General features: G+C 34.9%; 17 protein-coding genes. 4 read left to right on the top strand and 13 right to left on the bottom strand.

The annotated features are described in order from the left end of the window. Window positions 1-85: 85 nt before the first annotated feature. The 4 genes from GKZ88_RS03620 to GKZ88_RS03605 form a co-directional block, all read right to left on the bottom strand. Window positions 86-1,069 (bottom strand): aldo/keto reductase, encoded by a 984-nt coding sequence (locus GKZ88_RS03620; protein WP_155101028.1) that lies wholly within the window; start codon window positions 1,067-1,069, stop codon window positions 86-88. Between the two features lie 186 nt (window positions 1,070-1,255). Further along, window positions 1,256-2,308 (bottom strand): NAD(P)-dependent alcohol dehydrogenase, encoded by a 1,053-nt coding sequence (locus GKZ88_RS03615; RefSeq protein ID WP_155101027.1) that lies wholly within the window; start codon window positions 2,306-2,308, stop codon window positions 1,256-1,258. A gap of 161 nt (window positions 2,309-2,469) precedes the next feature. Further along, window positions 2,470-2,874, bottom strand: a complete 405-nt coding sequence (locus GKZ88_RS03610; protein WP_155101026.1) for a cupin domain-containing protein — start codon at window positions 2,872-2,874, stop codon at window positions 2,470-2,472. A gap of 229 nt (window positions 2,875-3,103) precedes the next feature. Beyond that, window positions 3,104-3,973, bottom strand: coding sequence for a helix-turn-helix domain-containing protein (locus tag GKZ88_RS03605; protein WP_155101025.1), 870 nt, complete (start codon window positions 3,971-3,973; stop codon window positions 3,104-3,106). Window positions 3,974-3,984: 11 nt separating this feature from the next. On the opposite strand from GKZ88_RS03605, the gene GKZ88_RS03600 reads away from it, so the two are divergent. Continuing rightward, window positions 3,985-4,176, top strand: a complete 192-nt coding sequence (locus GKZ88_RS03600; RefSeq protein ID WP_155101024.1) for a hypothetical protein — start codon at window positions 3,985-3,987, stop codon at window positions 4,174-4,176. A gap of 27 nt (window positions 4,177-4,203) precedes the next feature. Here the strand turns inward: GKZ88_RS03600 and galA are convergent, their stop codons facing one another. Further along, complete coding sequence (galA, locus tag GKZ88_RS03595) at window positions 4,204-7,023, bottom strand: beta-galactosidase GalA (protein ID WP_155101023.1); 2,820 nt, start codon at window positions 7,021-7,023, stop codon at window positions 4,204-4,206. A 211-nt stretch (window positions 7,024-7,234) separates the two neighbouring features. On the opposite strand from galA, the gene GKZ88_RS03590 reads away from it, so the two are divergent. Continuing rightward, window positions 7,235-7,618, top strand: a complete 384-nt coding sequence (locus GKZ88_RS03590; protein WP_155101022.1) for a hypothetical protein — start codon at window positions 7,235-7,237, stop codon at window positions 7,616-7,618. A 95-nt stretch (window positions 7,619-7,713) separates the two neighbouring features. On the opposite strand, the gene GKZ88_RS03585 is transcribed toward GKZ88_RS03590, so the two are convergent. The 3 genes from GKZ88_RS03585 to GKZ88_RS03575 all read right to left on the bottom strand — a co-directional run bounded on the left by GKZ88_RS03585 (window position 7,714) and on the right by GKZ88_RS03575 (window position 9,103). Next, window positions 7,714-8,187, bottom strand: a complete 474-nt coding sequence (locus GKZ88_RS03585; protein ID WP_155101021.1) for a hypothetical protein — start codon at window positions 8,185-8,187, stop codon at window positions 7,714-7,716. A 63-nt stretch (window positions 8,188-8,250) separates the two neighbouring features. After that, window positions 8,251-8,601, bottom strand: coding sequence for a hypothetical protein (locus GKZ88_RS03580; RefSeq protein ID WP_155101020.1), 351 nt, complete (start codon window positions 8,599-8,601; stop codon window positions 8,251-8,253). Between the two features lie 10 nt (window positions 8,602-8,611). Beyond that, complete coding sequence (locus GKZ88_RS03575; protein WP_155101019.1) at window positions 8,612-9,103, bottom strand: TlpA disulfide reductase family protein; 492 nt, start codon at window positions 9,101-9,103, stop codon at window positions 8,612-8,614. A 156-nt stretch (window positions 9,104-9,259) separates the two neighbouring features. On the opposite strand from GKZ88_RS03575, the gene GKZ88_RS03570 reads away from it, so the two are divergent. Together GKZ88_RS03570 and GKZ88_RS03565 are read left to right on the top strand one after the other, a co-directional pair. Next, window positions 9,260-9,562: a metalloregulator ArsR/SmtB family transcription factor gene (locus GKZ88_RS03570; RefSeq protein WP_035644774.1), complete on the top strand. Its 303-nt coding sequence runs from the start codon at window positions 9,260-9,262 to the stop codon at window positions 9,560-9,562. Window positions 9,563-9,568: 6 nt separating this feature from the next. Continuing rightward, the gene (locus GKZ88_RS03565) at window positions 9,569-10,675 is read left to right on the top strand and encodes an NADH:flavin oxidoreductase (RefSeq protein ID WP_155101018.1); all 1,107 of its coding nucleotides are present in this window, start codon (window positions 9,569-9,571) and stop codon (window positions 10,673-10,675) included. Window positions 10,676-10,903: 228 nt separating this feature from the next. Here GKZ88_RS03565 and GKZ88_RS03560 read toward each other — a convergent pair whose 3' ends face one another. The 5 genes from GKZ88_RS03560 to GKZ88_RS03540 form a co-directional block, all read right to left on the bottom strand. After that, the gene (locus GKZ88_RS03560; RefSeq protein WP_155101017.1) at window positions 10,904-12,031 is read right to left on the bottom strand and encodes an acyltransferase; all 1,128 of its coding nucleotides are present in this window, start codon (window positions 12,029-12,031) and stop codon (window positions 10,904-10,906) included. 83 nt (window positions 12,032-12,114) lie between these two features. Then, complete coding sequence (locus GKZ88_RS03555; protein WP_155101016.1) at window positions 12,115-12,762, bottom strand: DUF1349 domain-containing protein; 648 nt, start codon at window positions 12,760-12,762, stop codon at window positions 12,115-12,117. A gap of 122 nt (window positions 12,763-12,884) precedes the next feature. Then, window positions 12,885-15,101 (bottom strand): glycoside hydrolase family 3 C-terminal domain-containing protein, encoded by a 2,217-nt coding sequence (locus GKZ88_RS03550; protein WP_155101015.1) that lies wholly within the window; start codon window positions 15,099-15,101, stop codon window positions 12,885-12,887. 207 nt (window positions 15,102-15,308) lie between these two features. Beyond that, window positions 15,309-16,949 carry a DUF6377 domain-containing protein gene (locus tag GKZ88_RS03545; RefSeq protein WP_155101014.1) on the bottom strand — a complete coding sequence of 547 codons (1,641 nt, stop codon included), beginning with the start codon at window positions 16,947-16,949 and terminating at the stop codon, window positions 15,309-15,311. Window positions 16,950-17,115: 166 nt separating this feature from the next. After that, window positions 17,116-19,377: an acyl-CoA dehydrogenase gene (locus GKZ88_RS03540; protein ID WP_155101013.1), complete on the bottom strand. Its 2,262-nt coding sequence runs from the start codon at window positions 19,375-19,377 to the stop codon at window positions 17,116-17,118. Between the last annotated feature and the right edge of the window lie 105 nt (window positions 19,378-19,482).

The raw sequence follows: 19,482 nt of genomic DNA, 5'->3' as shown, positions 1-19,482 counted from the left end.
TTCTTTTTTGAGGGACTAAGGGGCTAAGGTTCTGAGGTGCTAAGCTTTTTTTCTTAGTATCTTAGTGCCTCAGAACCTTAGCACCTTATTTCCCCGCTATCTTCTGCAGATGCACTGGATATCTTGCACCTTCAATTGTTATTTTTGATGCTGCTTCATTAATTTCTGAAAGATCAGCAGCAGAAAGTTTTAAATCTAATGCGCCTAGATTTTCTTCTAAACGATGCAATTTAGTTGTTCCCGGAATTGGTACAATCCAAGGTTTTTGAGCTACATTCCATGCCAATGCAATTTGTGCATTTGTTACGCCTCTGTCAGCGGCCATTTTTGATAATAATTCCACAAAAGCCTGATTTGTTTTTCTGGCTTCAGGAGCAAAACGAGGTAATGAATTTCTGAAATCTGAACTATCAAATTGTGTGTTTTCATCAATTTTTGCAGTAAGAAAACCTCTTCCTAACGGACTAAAAGGCACAAATCCGATTCCTAGTTCTTCTAATGTCGGGAAAATTTCTTCTTCTGGAGTTCTCCACCAAAGTGAATATTCGCTTTGCAATGCTGTAACTGGCTGAACGGCATGTGCACGACGAATGCTTTCTGCTCCCGCTTCTGAAAGTCCAAAATGTTTCACTTTCCCTTCCTGAATCAAATCTTTTATCGTGCCAGCAACGTCTTCAATAGGAACATTTGGATCCACACGATGCTGATAATACAAATCGATAACATCTGTATTCAATCTTTTTAATGAACCTTCTATGCTTTTTCTGATCCATTCAGGTCGGCTGTCTAATCCTTTTTTAGAATCTCCTTCTAAAAACCCGAATTTCGTTGCAATTACAACTTTATCACGAAAAGGCGCTAAAGCCTCGCCCAAAAGTTCTTCGTTTAAAAATGGTCCGTAACATTCTGCTGTATCAAAAAGAGTAATTCCTTTTTCATAAGCTGAGCGCAAAAGACTTATCATTTCATTTTTGTCATGAGCAGGACCATATCCAAAACTCATTCCCATGCAGCCAAGTCCCAATGCTGAGACTTCAAGACCGCTATTTCCTAGTTTACGTGTAAGCATATTTTTCTTTATTAGTTACAAAGTTTCAGAGTGACAGAGAAGCAAAGGTTTTCCTTTGACACTTTTTAACTTTGCCTCTGTGAACTTTGTTTATTTCTTTTTTAGTTACAAAGTTTCAGAGTGACAAAGACACAAAGTTTTTAACCTATGTCACTTTGTTACTTTGCCACTTTGTTACTTTATTACTTATTTCAAAGAAGCCATATCAATTACAAAACGATATTTAATATCTCCTTTTAATAATCTTTCGTAGGCATCGTTTACTTCGTTTACGCCAATTAATTCGATATCTGCAGTGATATTATGTTCGGCACAGAAATCAAGCATTTCCTGAGTTTCTGCAATTCCTCCAATGGCAGAACCGGCGAAGCTTCTTCTTCCTAATAAAAGACTGAAAGAAGTTACAGGAAGCGGTTCCATTGGCGCACCAACAAGTGTCAAAGTTCCATCAACTTTTAATAAATTTAGGTACGAATCGATGTTGTGTTCAGCCGAAACGCAGTCTAAAATAAAGTTCAGACTTTTTGCATGTTTTGCCATTTGTTCTGGATCTGTGGACAAAACAACTTCGTCTGCTCCAAGGTCTTTCGCTGCGTCGAATTTAGATAGAGACGTTGTAAAAACTACTACATGAGCGCCCATAGCTTTTGCTAATTTGATTCCCATATGTCCTAAACCGCCAATTCCAACGATTCCAACTTTTTGTCCAGGACCAACTTTCCAATGTTTCAAAGGAGAATAAGTTGTAATTCCTGCACAAAGCAGAGGTGCAACTCCGGCTAGATCAAGTTTATCAGAAATATGTAATACATAATTTTCGTCAACAACAATACTTTCCGAATAACCTCCAAAAGTATGTCCGCCTAAATGTTTGTCTGGAGAATTGAATGTCAAAATATTTCCTTCCTCACAGTATTGCTCTAAATCATTTTTGCAGTGCTCGCATTCTCTGCAAGAATCGACCATACAGCCAACACCAGCCAATTCACCCACTTTAAAGTTTTTTACGTGATCGCCCACTTTTACAACTCTTCCCACGATTTCGTGTCCTGGAACAATTGGATACATTGTGCCATGCCATTCATTTCTAGCCGAATGTAAATCAGAGTGACAAATTCCGCAGTACAAAATCTCGATTTCTACGTCATGTGCCTGAACTGCTCTTCTTTTAATATCTAAGGTTTGTAATGGTGCTTCGGCAGCTTCTGTACCAAAGGCTTTTATGTTTTTTGTTTCCATCTTTTATATTTGTTTCAGGTTTGTTTTTTTGTTTCAGGTTTCAAGTTTCTCCCGAAGCTTCGTGATTAGGTTTAACCGCAAAGGTTTACGCAAAGGAGATTCTTCCTTCGCTCTAAAAAACTTAGCATCTCACAGCCTTAGTATCTCAGAACCTTAGTATCTTAGTAACTCAATAAAAAATACTCTCCATCGGTTACTTTGTCTAGCCAGATTCCATGACCTTTATCAGCTTCTGTGATAATGGCAACGTAAGAAAATTTTTCAAATGGAGTTGCTCCGTACCAATGTTCTACTCCTGGTAAAATCGTAACCACTTCGTTTTTTTGAAGCATTCTCACTGCACTTCCTCGTTCCTGATAATATCCTGCTCCTTCTTTTGCAATAAGCATATGCAGACCTGCGTTGATGTGCCAGTTGCTTCTTGCGCAAGCTTCAAACGTAACTTCTTTTATTACAGTGTTTTCAGGATGAATATCGCTCGTTTGTTTTTTATAAGAAACGTCGCCTGTCATAAATGTATTCGGGACTTTTCCTTCTTCAATAACTGCTGAATAATTTGTTGACATAAATTTACTTATTTTTTTGAGATTGACTTTATTAAAAATCACTTATCTAATTCATTATCAGAATTATAAACTAAATTTTAGAAAGCTAGAATCCGCTTTATGAAGTAGTAATTTAGTTTGTCCAAAACTGATAAGTTATTTCAGCATTGTGATTTCAGGGCAAAATTAGATCAACTTTGCTTTCTGGAAATAACAATATTCAAACAAAAAATTAAGAAATTGAAACAATTTACATTCTTAACGATTTTGGAACCGTTCCTGTAAGTCTTTTAAAATAATTATTGAAATAACTCGGATATTCAAATCCGAGCGAATAACCAATGTCTGAAATACTCCAATCTGTATGATGCAGCAAAGCTTTTGCTTCATTAATTATTCTTTCGGTAATATGTGCTGTTGTTGGTTTTCCTGTCACTTCTTTTACAGAACGATTCAAATGATTCACATGTACAGCAAGGCTTTGCGCATAATCCTGAGGTGTTTTTAAAGTTAAAGGCTCATTTTTAGTTTCTATTGGAAATTGTCTTTCCAATAATTCTAAGAATAAAGAAGTAATTCTGGAAGAGGCATTTTTGTGTTTGAAGAAATTCTCTGAAGGCTGCATCTTCATCGATTCATGAATAATCAAGTTGACATAACTGCGCATCAAATCGTCTTTAAAAACATAATCGGTTTCGTATTCTTTGATCATTTTTTGAAACAAGGAATCTATAAAAACCTTTTGTTCAGCGTTTAAAGAAAAAATTGGCGTTCCTCCTATTTTAAATAAAGGTGATTCATGAAGTGTTTCTGATCGGTCTTTTGCTTTCAGAAATTCTTCGGTAAAGACACAAGCATAACCTTCGTATTCACCAGAAACAGTTTCCCATGAATAGGGAATAATCGGATTACCGAAAAACAGAATTGTTCCATCGGTTTCTATACCGCGGTCAGCGTATTGTATAATACTTTTACTGGTATTGATGCAGATTTTATAAAAATCCCTACGGCTGTAAACCGGAATTTTACTTATATCTCCGTTTATTTGGTATACTTTAAAACCTTTCAGCTTTAAATCTGAAGTAAAATCGCAATTCTGAGTATCTGTCTGATTATTCATTTTGCAAAGTTATGAAAATCAAACAATATTATTTTGTTATTTTTTTGTTTCAGGTTTCTCCCGAGGCTTCGGGATCAAGTTTTAACCGCAAAGCACGCAAAGATTTACGCAAAGGGCGCAAGGGAAAAGAAACTTTGCGTCTTCGCGACTTTGCGCGATTATTTCGTCCAGCTAAAAAAAAAAAACTTGCGATCCTTGCGTAAATCTTTGCGTGCTTTGCGGTTAAACCTCTAATTCTTTAAACTTGCAGATCGAAGTCCTTTCGCAGAAGCGGATAAAATAACTTCTTTGGCATTTTCGTCTTTTTGAATGATGATTTGGGCATAGCCATTAAAAAGTTTTCTTTTCCAAGGCCCTGCAGGCGTTATGACTTGAATAATTCCGGGATCTGTATTCATAATGTCCCAATCTTTTATTTTTTGCAATGGCGTTGCGATAATATGAATTATGTTTTTTCCTTCTTTTAAAATGGCACTATCCAAAACGTATTTTTGAGAATCTTCAGAGCTTGGCTGTACTTTATTTCCGTTAATGAAAACTGCCGTTTCAACTCCAATTTTCTTGTAAAAGAAACTTACAACATTTGATTTCGAAATAGTATTCAAATCAAATTCTCCTTTATAAATATAAGATGATGCCTGATTTTTATAATCACGGTCTTTAAAGGCTGTTTTCCAATCGTTTTCTGGATAGTTTTGTAATTCTTGAGACACATTAGCTGTCGTTCTTTTTTGTTCCTTAAAATGGGTTATTGCAACTAATTGCAAATCATCAATAAACTGGTCTTTTTCCAATGAAGTTGGGTCGCCGTTTCCTACGCCCAAAATTTTTCCTCCTTCTATTGAAAAAGAAATCTCGTCATTTGAAGTCGGAACATGTAAACCTTTTTTATCTGTTAATTCAACTGAAACAACAGTTACTTTAGAATTTGGAACGTTTTCTTTGTCTCCAGAAAGTTTAATATTCTCCGCTTTTCCTGTGGTTTTCCGGGTTTCGGTCAATATCTTTTTTCCGTTTTTATAACCAATCGCTTCCAGTGTTCCGGGTGCATAATTTACTTTCCATTCTAAATGGCTGTTTTGTTGCATTTTCTTTTTGCCTAAACTCTTTTTATTTAGGAAAAGTTCCACTTCATCACAATTTGAATACGCCCAGACATCAATTTCTTTGCCTTCCATTCTGCTCCAGTTCCAGTGTGGCATAATGTGCAAAACAGGTTTATTTCCCCACCATGATTTCAAATAGAAAACATTGTCTTTCGGAAAACCGCAGACATCCATCATTCCAAAATACGAAGTTACCGACGGCCAGCCATAAGGCGTTGGTTCACCGCGATAATCAAAACCGGTCCAAATAAACATTCCGGCCAAATAAGATCTTTCAGCATAGAATTTCCAGCCTTCTTCAATACTGTAAAAAGTTGGACGCGGTTTCTTATCATAAGCGCTTTGATAATGTTTGGCATCATCCGTAAAATAAATACCTCGCGTTGCAAAAGTTGAACCTTCCTCCGTTCCCATTCCGGGCTGCTTTTTGAATTCGTTTCTATGTGCATCGATGTCTCCGTTTCCAAGATAATTGTAACCCATAATTTCAACAACCGACGAAATACCGCTTTTAAATCCGCTGCTGATTCCAACTGTAACTGGTCTTGTTGAATCGATACTTTTTGCAAAATCCTGCATCACATTTGTTATGTGTTCGCCTACAATATTTCCTTCAATATTCCATTCTTCATTTCCAACCGACCAGCAAAAAACACTCGGATGGTTACGGTCACGTTCGATCATTCGCTTTAAATCATTTAGATGATAATCATTAATTCCCATTAATCGGGTTTCGTCAATTACCAGCATTCCAAGTTCGTCACACGCTTTCAATAATTCTGGAGTTGGCGGATGATGCGAACAGCGGTAGGCATTCGAACCCATTTCTTTCAATTTTTTAATTCGGTAATACTGAATTTCATCTGGCAATGCTGTCCCAATTCCGGCATGATCCTGATGGTTATTGGTTCCTTTTAACTTTAAAGGTTTTCCATTCAGAAAAAAGCCTTTTTCAGCATCAAATCTTATTGTTCTGATTCCGAAAGGCGTTTCAAAACTGTCAATCACTTTTCCGTTTTGCTTGATCTGAGTTTCTAAACGATATAAATTTGGCGAATCAATGTCCCACAAAAGCGGATTTTTGACATTTAATTTTGAGGTAAAAAAAGTCGTTTTATAAAATTCAGGAGCATTTCCATTTTCCGAAACACTTGCGATTTGTTTTCCCGAAGCATCAAAAATTGTCTGAATAATTTCAATCGCACCTTTATAATTTCCTTTGTTTTCAATTGAAACTTCGGCAGTAATTGCTGCATCATTATTTTTTATTTCCGAGATAACATAAGTTCCGTTTGTTGCGACATGAATTGGATTTGTTTTCTGCAGATAAACATGCCTGTAAATTCCTGCGCCTTCATAAAACCATCCTTCTTCCATTGAAGCATCGGCACGAACTACGATTGTATTTTCTCCGCCATAATTTACATAAGCCGTAACATCGTACTCAAAACCGTTGTAACCGCTTTCTTCTGTTCCCAGATAATAGCCGTTAAAAAACACTTTCGAATTTCTAAAAACGCCGTCAAATTTTAAGCTGATGATTTTGTCTTTATCTGTTTCCGGAATATTGATTTTTTTTCGGTACCAGCCAATACTTTTATCCGGAAAACCTTTTCCTGCGGTTTTAAATCCGTGACTGAAACTGCCATTTTCGCTAAAATCCTGTTCAACTGCCCAATCGTGCGGCAAATCGATTTTTCGCCAGGCACGATCATCAAAATCTTTGGAGGCAGGACCATCTCCAAAACCAGTTTTAGTTAAATAAGAAAAATATCCTGTTGCATGTCCAAAATCTTTTTCGGTATCATATAAATGACCGAATGAAAAATGCCAGTCTTTATCAATCAAAATCAATTCCCGGTCTGATTTGCTTTGGGCGAAAGCCAGACTTGAAATGGCAAAAATAAAAACCGAAAAGATTTTTTTTAGAAAAGAATTTCTCATGAAAATGGTTTGGAGATAGTTATAAAATATAAAATTAGGCTTTTGAAGGCATTAATTTTAATAGTATTTTATCAAAAACATAAACTATTATCCTTGTACACCCCGTAAAAAATGACTATCAAAATTTAGAATCATTCTATTGGCTATAGTTTTTAAAATGATTTTCTTTTGGTGTAATTTTATACTAAAATAAAAAAAAACAAAGACTATTATGAGTGTTATTAAAGATGAAAAAAAGCTTCTAAGCGCCATTAAACGTATCGATGAGAAGATCGATAAGAATAATGACCAAAAGATTCTTGCCTTTTTTGAATCTCTTGGATTAACTGAAAGAGAAGATGTTCCTCAGAATTTTCTGGACTGGGAAACGATTCTTATTGTCGTACCCGACCGGCATATTTCGCATGAACTGAAATACTATAAATTCTCTATATCAAGACTTTTTTTTGTAACCAATCCGTACGCAGACAAGATTCATATTTATGATTTTGAAGAATGGAAAAATGTTACGAGAAATAAAACACAATTCCAAATTAGAGAAATGATGAAAACGAGTTTTGGAGGCGTTAAAAAGGCGAATACAGAAAACGAATAATTAAAAAAAGTCCATTAGAAATGGACTTTTTTTTGTTTCAGGTTTTCTTTGTTTCAGGTTTCAGGTTTCAGGTTAGAAATTCCACATTGATTTTCTTATTCTGTAATCTCAAAAATCCTTATAAATTTTTTCTCTAATTTTTTCTTTTTTCTATTCTCCTTCCATCTGGAATAGAAAGTTATAAAAAGTAAAAACAAATTGACAATTGTAGAAGCTCTTCTTAACCCTTTTCCAAAAAAAAGAAAAAACAAATTAATTGCTACAATCAAAACTATCGGAAAATATTCCATCCAAATCGACTGGAGTTTACTATTTGGTTCAACAACATAATCCAATTTAAGTACATTACCAACAACTTTATATTTTCCTTTTAAAACGAAAATTGTTGATGATAATTCTGAATTCAACGTTAAACGAAAACTATTATCATCAAAAAGACCGTAAAAAGGTTTTGTTCCTCCAAATTTAGGAAATAATCTAAACGTGCTTAATTTTACTTTTAGAGAACCAATTTCTGTATTGGTCTTTAATCTTATTCTGAATTCAGATAAACTTAGTTTTGATTTCATTTTACTTTAAAATGTTGTTGTTAAAATTGCTTTATTTTAAAGTCAATGTTGTTTTTTTATTTATCAATTTCTTTTTATACAATCAATATTTAATGAAATTCCACTTTCTCCCAACCTTTTCGTTTCTTGTGGATTAAATGACATTGAGCATTGTTTTTCATATTCATAAAAAAGCCAAATAGTTATATCTTCTTGATAAATATTTAAATCCTTAAGTTTTTCGAAGTTTGGTTCCAGCAAATCTAAAAACGCATTTATATAATCAAAATACTCCTCTTCTTCATAAGTTACAACTTGATAAGTCCATATTTGAAAATCTTCTTCTTTTTTAGGATTTACATCTAAGAAATTAGTTATCTTTTGATAAACTTCAAAAGAGCCTTTCGTATCTATGCATAAATTATGAAATTTCATTTAATGATCTTTACTTAGTCAACAAGCTGTTAACCATATCTTCTAAAGCTTTTCCGTGAATATTTTTAGCTAAAATGATTCCGTTTTTGTCAATTAAAAAATTCAACGGAACAGATTGCAGCATGTAGGCGCTTACAACTGGCGAACTCCAGTATTTTAAATCGCTTACGTTTGTCCAAGGCAATTTTCCTTTTGCGATTGCAGCGGTCCATAAAGGCTTTTTTGTATCCATCGAAACACCATAAATAAATAATTTCTCTGGATAAGCATTATGCAATTTTAATAAGGCTGGTTGTTCTTTGATGCAAGGTCCGCACCAAGAAGCCCAAAAGTCAACTAACACTAAAGCGCCTCTAAATGAAGAAAGGGAAACGACATTTCCTTTTGTATCTGGAAGTTCAATTTCTGGAGCAATATCGCCAACATCAACACCTACCACTTGCGCTTTTGAACTGGTGATTACACAACATAAGAAGCCTAAAATAAGTAATGTTTTTTTCATAATTAAGTTTATTTAGATAAAATGGGGTCTTTTTCTTTGTAAGCAAATATAAATTTTCTTTAGTGAAATCTCCAATTTCTCCACCTTCAATCACAAAATTATCCTAAATATTTTTCTTTAAATTGGTATATCGGGAAAAGTCGATATATTTGCACCATGGAAAATATAGAACTTTTTAAAGCACTTTCTAACAAATCCAGGCTGCAAATGCTGGAATGGCTGAAAGAACCCGAAATCAACTTTCCAAGTCAGCTCGAACATGGCGGATTTGAACACGGTGTATGCGTGGGGCAAATTCAAGCCAAAGCCGGACTTACACAATCTACAGTATCTGAATACTTGTCTATTTTGCAGCGCGCTGGTTTTATCGAGGCCAAACGTGTTGGACAGTGGACTTATTATAAACGCAACGAAGGTGCCTTTGAAGCACTCAGTAAATTAATTCAATCTAATTTGTAAATTACTATGAGTACAAACAACCTTTTTTCGGAATTTAACTTAAAATCGTTAAACCTGAAAAACCGAATCGTAATGGCGCCTATGACGCGCTCTTTTTCTCCAAATGGAGTTCCAACTGATAATGTCGCTTCTTATTACCAAAAAAGAGCTGAAGGCGAAGTTGGCCTAATATTATCTGAAGGTACTGTGATTGACAGACCTTCATCATCAAATGATGCTAATGTACCGCATTTTTACGGCGACGCTTCTCTAAACGGATGGAAAAAAGTAATTGATGAAGTTCATACTGCTGGCGGAAAAATGGGCCCGCAGATCTGGCATATGGGAATTATGGATAATCATCATTCTGGATGGGTTCCTCCTGTTCCGTTTGAAGGTCCATCTGGATTAAATCGTCCAGATTTTAGAAATGGTGTTACCATGACCGAAAAAGATATTGAAGATACCATTCTTGCTTTTGGTAAAGCTGCTGCTGATGCTAAAAGATTAGGTTTTGACACTATCGAAATTCATGGCGCGCACGGTTATTTGATTGACCAATTTTTTAGAGCCGAAACAAACTTACGAGAAGATATTTACGGAGGAAAAACGTTGCCAGAACGTAACCGTTTTGCTATTGAAGTGGTAAAAGAAGTTAGAAAACAAGTTGGAAATGATTTCGCAGTTATCATGCGTTTTTCTCAATTCAAACCTTCTGATTACAATTATAAACTAGCTAAAAATCCACAGGAATTAGAAGCTTGGCTTACTCCACTTGTTGATGCCGGAGTTGATATTATACACGCTTCACAACGCAGATTTTGGGAACCAGAATTTGAAGATTCTGATTTGAACTTTGCTGGATGGGCTAAAAAAGTAACTGGAGCACCAACTATAACTGTTGGTTCTGTTGGGCTTTCTAGCGATTTCTTTGGTGCTTTTTCCGGAGAAAGTTCTGAGCCTACTTCTTTAGAAGAATTAAACAGACGTTTCGATAGAGGTGATTTTGATTTGGTTGCCGTTGGAAGACCTCTTTTATCAGATCCAAATTGGGTTACTAAAATTAAAGCTGGACAAACAGATCAATTGAAAGGTTTCAGCAAAGAGGCTTTAGGAGCTTTGGTTTTGGAATAATCTTTAAGATTCTGAGATGCTGAGATGCTAAGTTTTTCTATTCTTTACTTTTATCTTAGAATATCTTTAAATACAAAAGGGATGAAACTTTACGGTTTCATCCCTTTTTTCGAATATCTAAAACTAACAAATTAGAAATTCAATATTTTTATTTAAGTGTCAAAGTTGCAGAGTTACAAAGTGACAAAGGTTTTTCTCTAAACCTTTGTCACTTTGTTTCTTTGTCACTTAACTCAAAACTTTTTTCTTTTGAAACTTATTCTGAAGCCAGTTTCTAACCGGTTCATCGTATAATTTTAAACATACGAAAGCCAAAACAATACTTGCTACTAAAAGTGCAATTCCAGGAAGTAATCCGTCTGCCAACGAAACTTTATTGTTTACAACCCACGCTGTATACCAGTAAATCAGCGGGTAATGCGTGATGTAAATTGGATATGAAATATCGCCTAAAAGCTTGCAAATTTTAGCCGAAAAAGCACTTTTAATCTGTCCGCCAGCTCCGATAGCAACAATCAGCGGGAAAACTAAAATAATACAGAAAGATTCATACAAACCGTTCATCCATAATGAGTTTTCGTCTCCAAATCTTGGCAAACCCAAAACAATTATGATCAAAATACTGCAAATCCAGAAAGCGCCTTTCAGATGAATTAATTTCCCTAAACGGCAAAGTAAAACTCCAGCAAAAAACGGATACAATAATCGAGTAAATCCAATATTCATTTGCTCCAAATTCAATGACCAGCCTCCTATTACATCGCCTTTTGGACCAAAAACAGTATAATTAATTAACAGTCCGGCAAATACCAGTACGAAAACTGACAATACTTTGTTCGAAAATTTGCGAAAAAACAAGGCGTACAAGATATTCGCAATATATTCGAAAAAAAGTGACCATGCCGGACCATCTAAAGGATGCATTTCGCCCCAGCCTCTAATTTCTAATGAAGGCGGAATTGGCAATAAGGTAAAACCAATTACCATTGTTACAATCACTTTCCAAACCTCCATTCCTGCAATCTGAGGAAATAATATATCTGAAGCTTGAAAGTAGTAAAATATAGCGCCAATGATCATTCCCATAATTACCATGGGCTGTAAACGAATTAATCGGCGTTTGTAAAATTCCCATTGTGTCATTTTTCCCCAACGATCGTCATACGCGTAGGCAACAACAAAACCAGATAAAAGAAAAAAGAAATCTACGGCCAAATAGCCATGATTGATAATTTGTTTAAAACGGTTACCGCCAGCAAAAGTTTCAAAAATGTGAAACGTAACGACTAAAATAGCGGCAACGCCACGCAAGCCGTCCAAGATTTCGTAATGTTTTTTTGGTTTAATATCGGTCATATAATGGTTAATTGATAATTATAAATTGTGAATGGTTAATTGTGAATTTAATTAATAATTGATTAATTTATAATTCACAATTATTATTGGTGGTTTTTCAGCCATTCTAATCTTCTTTGATCTGGAAGATGTTTTACGGTGAAGTTTTCAAATTTAGCTTCAAACCCATTTCCATCAGGTGAAGCAGCCATTAATCCTACCATTACTGGTGTATTGTCCTGCAATGGCGCATTTCTCGTCATGATGTAGTTTTTATCATCAAAAGAATAAAATACTTCAACAGCATCTAATCTTCTCACTGCTTTTATCCAAATAAAAGGAGGTGATTTTTCAAGTGTAGTTACGCTCCAATCACTTTTTTCATGTGTTACAACCGTACTGATATTGAATTTTCCGTCAACAAATTCTACTCCAGTTTTAATGTAATTCTTCTCATCAATTCTAATCATCAATCCCATTTGATCAAAACGGGCGATATAATTTCCTGTAATTTTTACTTTAGCCTCAAATTCACCGCCATAAGTTGCATAGTAAAAAGGCGCATCGTCAACCGTAAAACCGTAATGTGAAATTCGCCAGTAGTCACTATTGGCAGTTACATTCATAATTAATGCATTGTTTTTAATTTCCCATTTTTCAGGTTCATTAAACCACTGCATTTTATTTAAACTCTGAGCCGATAGATTTTGAAACAAAAAAAAGGCAACAGTAAAGAGCAATAATTTTTTCATACTATTTTTATTAAAAACAAACTTCTGACAAACAACATTTTACTTCTAACTTTTTTATAAAGCAAAGCTGCAAATTTTTACACTTGCAGCTTTACAAACCAACCAATTTAGAAATAATGAAATTATTGAAGTGAGAAGCCCACTTTAGATTTAATATCTGCTGAAGATGCTCCAATTAAAGCTTCAAAAGCTCCTGGCTCAGCAACCCAGTCGTGTTTTTTATCATCAAAGAAACTTAAAGCTGTTTTATCAACTGTAAAAGTTACTGTTTTTTCTTCTCCTGCTTTCAGCGAAACTTTCTCAAAACCTTTTAATTCTTTTATAGGACGAGGCAAAGAAGATTTTAAATCGCTGATATAAAGCTGCACCGTTTCTGATCCTTCACGGCTTCCAGTGTTTTTTACAGTAACTGAGAATGTAATTTGATCTCCAGCTCCCATTTGTTTTTTGTCAGCAGTAACTTTTCCGTAAGCAAAAGTCGTATAGCTCAATCCGTGACCAAAAGGGAATAATGGTTTGATTTTTTGTTTGTCTGCCCAACGGTATCCAACAAAAATTCCTTCGTTGTAAACCACTTCGTCTCCACCTGGAAACTGACCTAATGCGTGCGCTCCGTTGTCCGTTAATTTTACTGGGAAAGTGAAAGTCAATTTTCCTGACGGATTCACATCTCCAACCAAAACATTTGCCAAAGCAGCTCCTGCCTCAGTTCCTAAAAACCATCCTTGAACAATTCCCGGTACTTCTTTTACCCACGGCATTGCCACAGCATTTCCTGAAATATTAATAAAAACAATGTTTTTATTTACTTTCGCTAATTGGCTGATTAATTCATTTTGTCCATAAGAAAGTTCCAATCCTTTACGATCGTGTCCTTCATCATCTTGATTTGGACTTTTATTTAAACCGCCAATGAAAAGAACAATATCAGCGTCTTTCGCAACTTTTAAAGCCTCAGCAGTCAATTCAGCAGGCGAACGTTTTTCTTCTAAACTTACTTTAGCTACAACTCCGTTATAGTTGCTTGTTGGATCTCCAACATAACCGCGGGCGTACACAATTTCAGCCTGATTGCCAATTCTCTTTTTTAAACCTTCAAGAGGTGTAATTTCGTATCTTGCTTTTAGAGAAGAACTTCCTCCTCCTACTGTCATCATTTTAATTGCATTTTCTCCAATAACCGCAATTTTCTTAGTTTTAGAAAGATTGATTGGCAGAATGTTATTGTTGTTTTGTAATAATACAATTCCTTCTTCGGCAATTTTACGACCTGCATCAGCGTGTTCTTGAGTTCCAAATGATCCAAAAGGACGATTTCTATCCATAGTTGTCAAGAAAGCCAAACGAAGAATACGGCGTACTTTTTCATCTAATTCTTTAGTTCCAATTTCACCTTTTCTAATCATTTCAGAATAAGGTTTTGCTAAATAATAATTATCATAAGCATTGCTCGTTCCCCAAGAAAGTCCGTTTGTCCAAGAACCAAATTCCATATCTAAACCATTATGAATAGCTTGTTTAGTATCATGAACACCGCCCCAGTCTGAAACTACAACGCCTTTGAAGCCCCATTCTTTGCGAAGAATATCGTTTAATAAATATTCATTATGACAACACTGCTGCCCTTTGTATTTATTGTAAGATCCCATAATTGCCCATGCGTCACCATCTTGCACCGCCGCTTTAAAAGCTGGAAGATAGATTTCATACAAAGCACGGTCGTCAACCACAACGTTTACAGTATTACGGTTTGTTTCCTGATTGTTTAAAGCGAAGTGCTTAACACAAGCTGCAACGCCATTTGACTGAACTCCTCTAATGTAAGGAACCACCATTTTTGAAGTTAAAAACGGATCTTCTCCCATATATTCGAAGTTTCTTCCGTTTAGTGGGCTTCTGTAAATATTTACACCAGGTCCTAATAGTACATTTTTATTACGAAAACGTGCTTCTTCTCCAATAGATTTACCATATAAAGAAGCCAATTCTTTGTTCCAAGTTGCAGAAAGTGCTGTAAGTGCCGGGAAAGCAATACAAGAATCATTTGTCCATCCGGCTTGATCCCATTCGTCCCATTTAACTTCGGTACGAATTCCGTGCGGTCCATCGGTCATCCAGTTTTCTGGAATTCCAAGACGTTTTACACCTGGAGAACTAAATTTAGACTGCGCATGAATCATGGCAATTTTCTCGTCGGTTGTCATTCTTTTAAGCGCATCTTCTACACGCTCATTAATTGGCTTTTTATCATCAAGATAAACCGGAACTTTATTTTGTGCATTCAATCCGAATGAACTCAATAAAACTAAAACAACGATTGTTTTAACGTTTTTAAACATAACTATTAATTATTTAGCATTCAATTTCAGTAAAGATACTTCTAGTAGTCATTTGTACCTTTTAATAATATTGTAAAACTAAAACGTTATAGTACATGTTATAATTTTAAACGAAAAAAAGTAGTGAATTAAAAAATCAAACAATTGATTTACAATTATATAACAAAAAATAAACAGTAAAAAAAGTAGTGATTTTAAAATATTTCTTTATGATTTCAAGGCCATTGAACCAATTTTCATTACCATTTCTTCGAAATCATTTCTAGAAACTGCCGCTTTATTTCGAGCTCTGGTTCTGTAATTGTAAATTGTGCTTAACGAGTAGCGAAGAAAAGCCGCAATCTTGACACTGTCTGTAATTCCAAGTCGGATCAAAGCAAAAATTCTTAATTCGGTATTAAGTAATTCGCTCTGCTTCAAAACAATTTGTTCCTCTGGAATCAGCAATGCATTAAAATCCTTTACGAAGGTTGGATATAAATTCAAAAAGATAATATCGAAGTTTTTATATAATTCTTCCAATTCATTATCCACTAGAGTTGTAGATTTCAGCATTTTATAAATTTCATCAAACTGTTTGGCAGCAGCTTTCTTATTTAAAATAATGCGATAGTTCTCTAATTTATTGATGTAAGTCGAACAAAGACTGAAAAAATGAGCAATATATTCTTCCTTAACATGATTTGATTCAGATAATTGTGAGTTTCTTTCCTGCAGCTGTTCATTGGTTTCGGTAATGTCTTTATTTAATTCGGCTAACTTCTGGCTAGTTTCATAGAGTTCTCCACGAATTCTCGAGACCTTTTTCATTTGTTTGTAAACGTAAATTATCGCCACAATTAAAAATACCGACAATAAACTGATGCACAGCAAATAAATCTGTAATTCCGTTTTTCGTTTTGCCTCTTTTTCCAAATAAACCGTATTGATAATCGAATAAACTTCTGACATTAAAAGCGTTCGAAACTGAACATTACAATAAAGTGCGTCTTCAATTGCTGATTGTGTGAGTTTATAAGCCATATCGACATCTCCAATTTCATAAAAAACTGAAGCTAACTCCTGAAGTGAAGCATTGTCTTTATTGGCATTTTTAAGATCTGATGTAGCCGAAAGGGCGTAGTATTTTTTTCGAAGTTCCAGATTATGAGTTGCTTCGTAAATTTTCCCTAATAGATAAGTAATAATGGCATATTGCGGATTATCTTCGGTCGTAGTTTTGAGTAAGTTTTCAAGCTTTTTCTGTGTATTGTCATATTTCTTATGAAAAATATCCTGTGTAAGCCTCGTGATTTGATAATCTAAAGTATTTGGTTTTAAGATCAGTAAAAGCGAATCACGATATTTTCCAATTTGCTGACGATACTCATCATTGTAACTGTTAGCCGCATAATGTTCGAAAAATTCGCGATGTGCAATGTAATAATTTGGCAATAAGTTTAAAGCCAATTTATTTTTGTTGATGCTTTTTAAAATAGCTTCAGATTCGCGGTATTTTCCAGAAGATGAATACAGCGTAACTAACTCTAATTGTGCTAAATTGAGAAGATTTTTATCCTGAAGCTGTTCACCAATTTTAATATTCTTTTTTACATAACGAATAGCCGAATCCGAATTGAATTTCTGATATTCTAAATATAAAGTTTTATTGTAATTGTATTCCTGTTCCGGCGTTAAGCTTTCCGATTTTATTTTTTTGAAGTTTAAAATTCGCTCTTCTTTAAGCTTTACATAATGCTGTTTATTTTTTAAGGCATCATTTAATTTAGCCAAAATAATATCTTCGCTATCCAAAGCAAATGTTGGAAAGCTAATTAAAAAAGCACAAAACAGTAAAAGGTTTTTCAATTTGGTGGTCGATAGTTTTTAGAAAAGCAAATATAAGGAGATACTAAGATTCTAAGTTGGTAAGGTTCTAAGTTTTTTTTATTCGCCACGAATTACACTAATTTCTACGCTATCTTAAATAATTATAATTCGTGGAAATTCGTGTAATTCGTGGCAAAAAAAAATTTTACAATGTTGCAATTGGCGCTGCCAAACAACTTTCTGGAATATCAAAAGCATTAACCAATGCAACCGCATCTGGACGAATATCCCAGCATAATTGATTCACAATTTTACGGATGGCTTTTGTTTTAACCGCTTCCATATAACCGTCTTCAAGATACCATGCTCTGTTTTTTTCTATCTGCGAAAGCGCAAATAACTGATATAATTTGGTCAATATTTGTTTTGAATTTTCGTCTGAAATTGCTTTTAAAGCTTCCTGAAACTGCTCTAAAACAATACGCTCCAAATACGCCTGCGCTACATCTATCATTTGATGCTGCACGACATTAAACGCATCATAAGCTTCTAATCCTCCGTCGACTAATTTCTTGATACGTCTCGCTGCCGAAGCCAAAATTGTTTTTTCTCTGTGTACAAAAGCCTGCAGATGAAATTCGGCATCAATTAAATGTTCGTCATCAGTTCTTCTGGTTGCAATTGGATTTTTTTCTGTAATGGCTGTTTTTGCATTTTCATAAACATAATTTATGATTCCGAGTGAACCCATTTCGCCAAACGATTTTCTGAATTCTGACAAGCGATTTTTGGCAACTAACTGCATTAAAACAGTATTATCGCCTTCAAAAGTGGTGTAAATTTCAGTATCATTTTTTAAAGCATCAATTCGGTTTTCAGATAAATACCCTTTTCCGCCGCATGCTTCACGGCATTCCTGTAGAATATCTCTTGTGCTCCAAGTTGAATACGATTTTAAGCCGGCCGCTAAAGCTTCAATTTCCTGCATTTCGGCTTCCGTTCGATTCAAAAATCTATTAGTAAGATATTGAAGCGCAAAATGAACGGCGTATGTTTTAGCTAAATTTGGCAATAATCTTCGCTGGTGCATTCTGTAATTTAAAATCGGAACTTCTGATCCGCCTTCTGGTCCAAATTGTCTTCTTTGATCGCTGTAACGAATCGCAATTGTCAATCCCGATTTGGCTGCTGCCAAGGCTGATCTCGGAATCCCGATTCTTCCTCCGACCAAAGTCCCTAACATTGTAAAAAATCGTCTATTATCACTCGGAATTGGACTTTCAAATTCGCCTTTATCGTTTACAGAAGCAAATCGATCGAGCATGTTTTCTTTTGGAATCACCACATTATCAAAGCTGATTGTTCCATTATCAACGCCGTTTAAACCCATTTTATGACCGCAATCGCCAATAGTAACACCATTTACAATAATTCCATTCGTATCGCGCAACGGCACAACAAAAGCATTTACACCATAATCGTGATCATCAATAATTAATTTAGCAAAAACAGTTGCCATTTGGCCGTGAACTGCTGCGTTGCCAATATATTCTTTCTGAGCGTTTTTGTTTGGTGTATGAATTGTAAAAGTTTGATTGCTGTGATTATAAGTCGCCGTTGTTTCTAAACCTTTTACATTTGATCCGTGATGCGTTTCGGTCATGGCAAAACAGCCCGGAAGTTTCAAGGAACCAATATCTTTCAAATATTTCGCATAATGTTTTTCGGTTCCCAGAGACTGAACGCTCATTCCCCAAAGTCCAAATTGAACGCCAAATTTGATTACCAAACTCAAGTCATGGTAACTCAACGTTTCCATGATCGCAAAATAATCTTCTACGTTGCCTCCTCCTCCATATTCCTTCGGATAAGCCATATTCCCTAAGTTTTCTTCAGCCAGAATTTTACACCAATTGTAAACTGTTTGACGAAAAACATTAATATCTGTTGAAGTTTCGTAAGCAAATTCAGGTCGGGAAATAATTGATTTTACTCTTTTGATGATTGGAGCTTCTTTTCCGTCTAGAAGTTCCGTTATTTTCTGAATATCAAAATTGCTTGTCGTTTGTGAATTTGCAGTAAACGAATCGGCTTTTGTTTTGAAGTTTTGAAGTGCTTCTTCGCCTAAAATTCCAAGATCATTTTCCAGTTTTTTGAAATCAGATGCTAAAACCGAAACATCAAGATCTTTTCCAGAAAGTGCCACTGCAATATCAAAAATGGATTTTATAGACGATTTATCCTGAATACTTTTTTCAATATCCAATTTCCATTGTGTGAGTTCATTTCGCGAAGGCGGATTTGAAATATCCACTTTTGAGAGAAGAAATTCTTTTTCATCTGAAGTTAATGCTGACAGCGAATTGATAAACTCTTTTAAAGTAATAAACTCTTTTTGTGTCAATAAATCATCAGACCACACTAAATAAAATAACGGAATAAAGGCTTGAAGTTTTGCTGGTTTCATATAATAGAGATTCGGTTTTATTTTTTTGCCACAGATTACACAGATTAAAAAGATTTTTTTTCATGAATTATTTAAAAAGCAAATCAAAATAATTCGTGAATTCGT

This window comes from Flavobacterium sp. LC2016-01, from assembly GCF_009711135.1.
Lineage (GTDB): Bacteria > Bacteroidota > Bacteroidia > Flavobacteriales > Flavobacteriaceae > Flavobacterium.
This window is presented reverse-complemented; position numbering and strand designations above follow the sequence as displayed.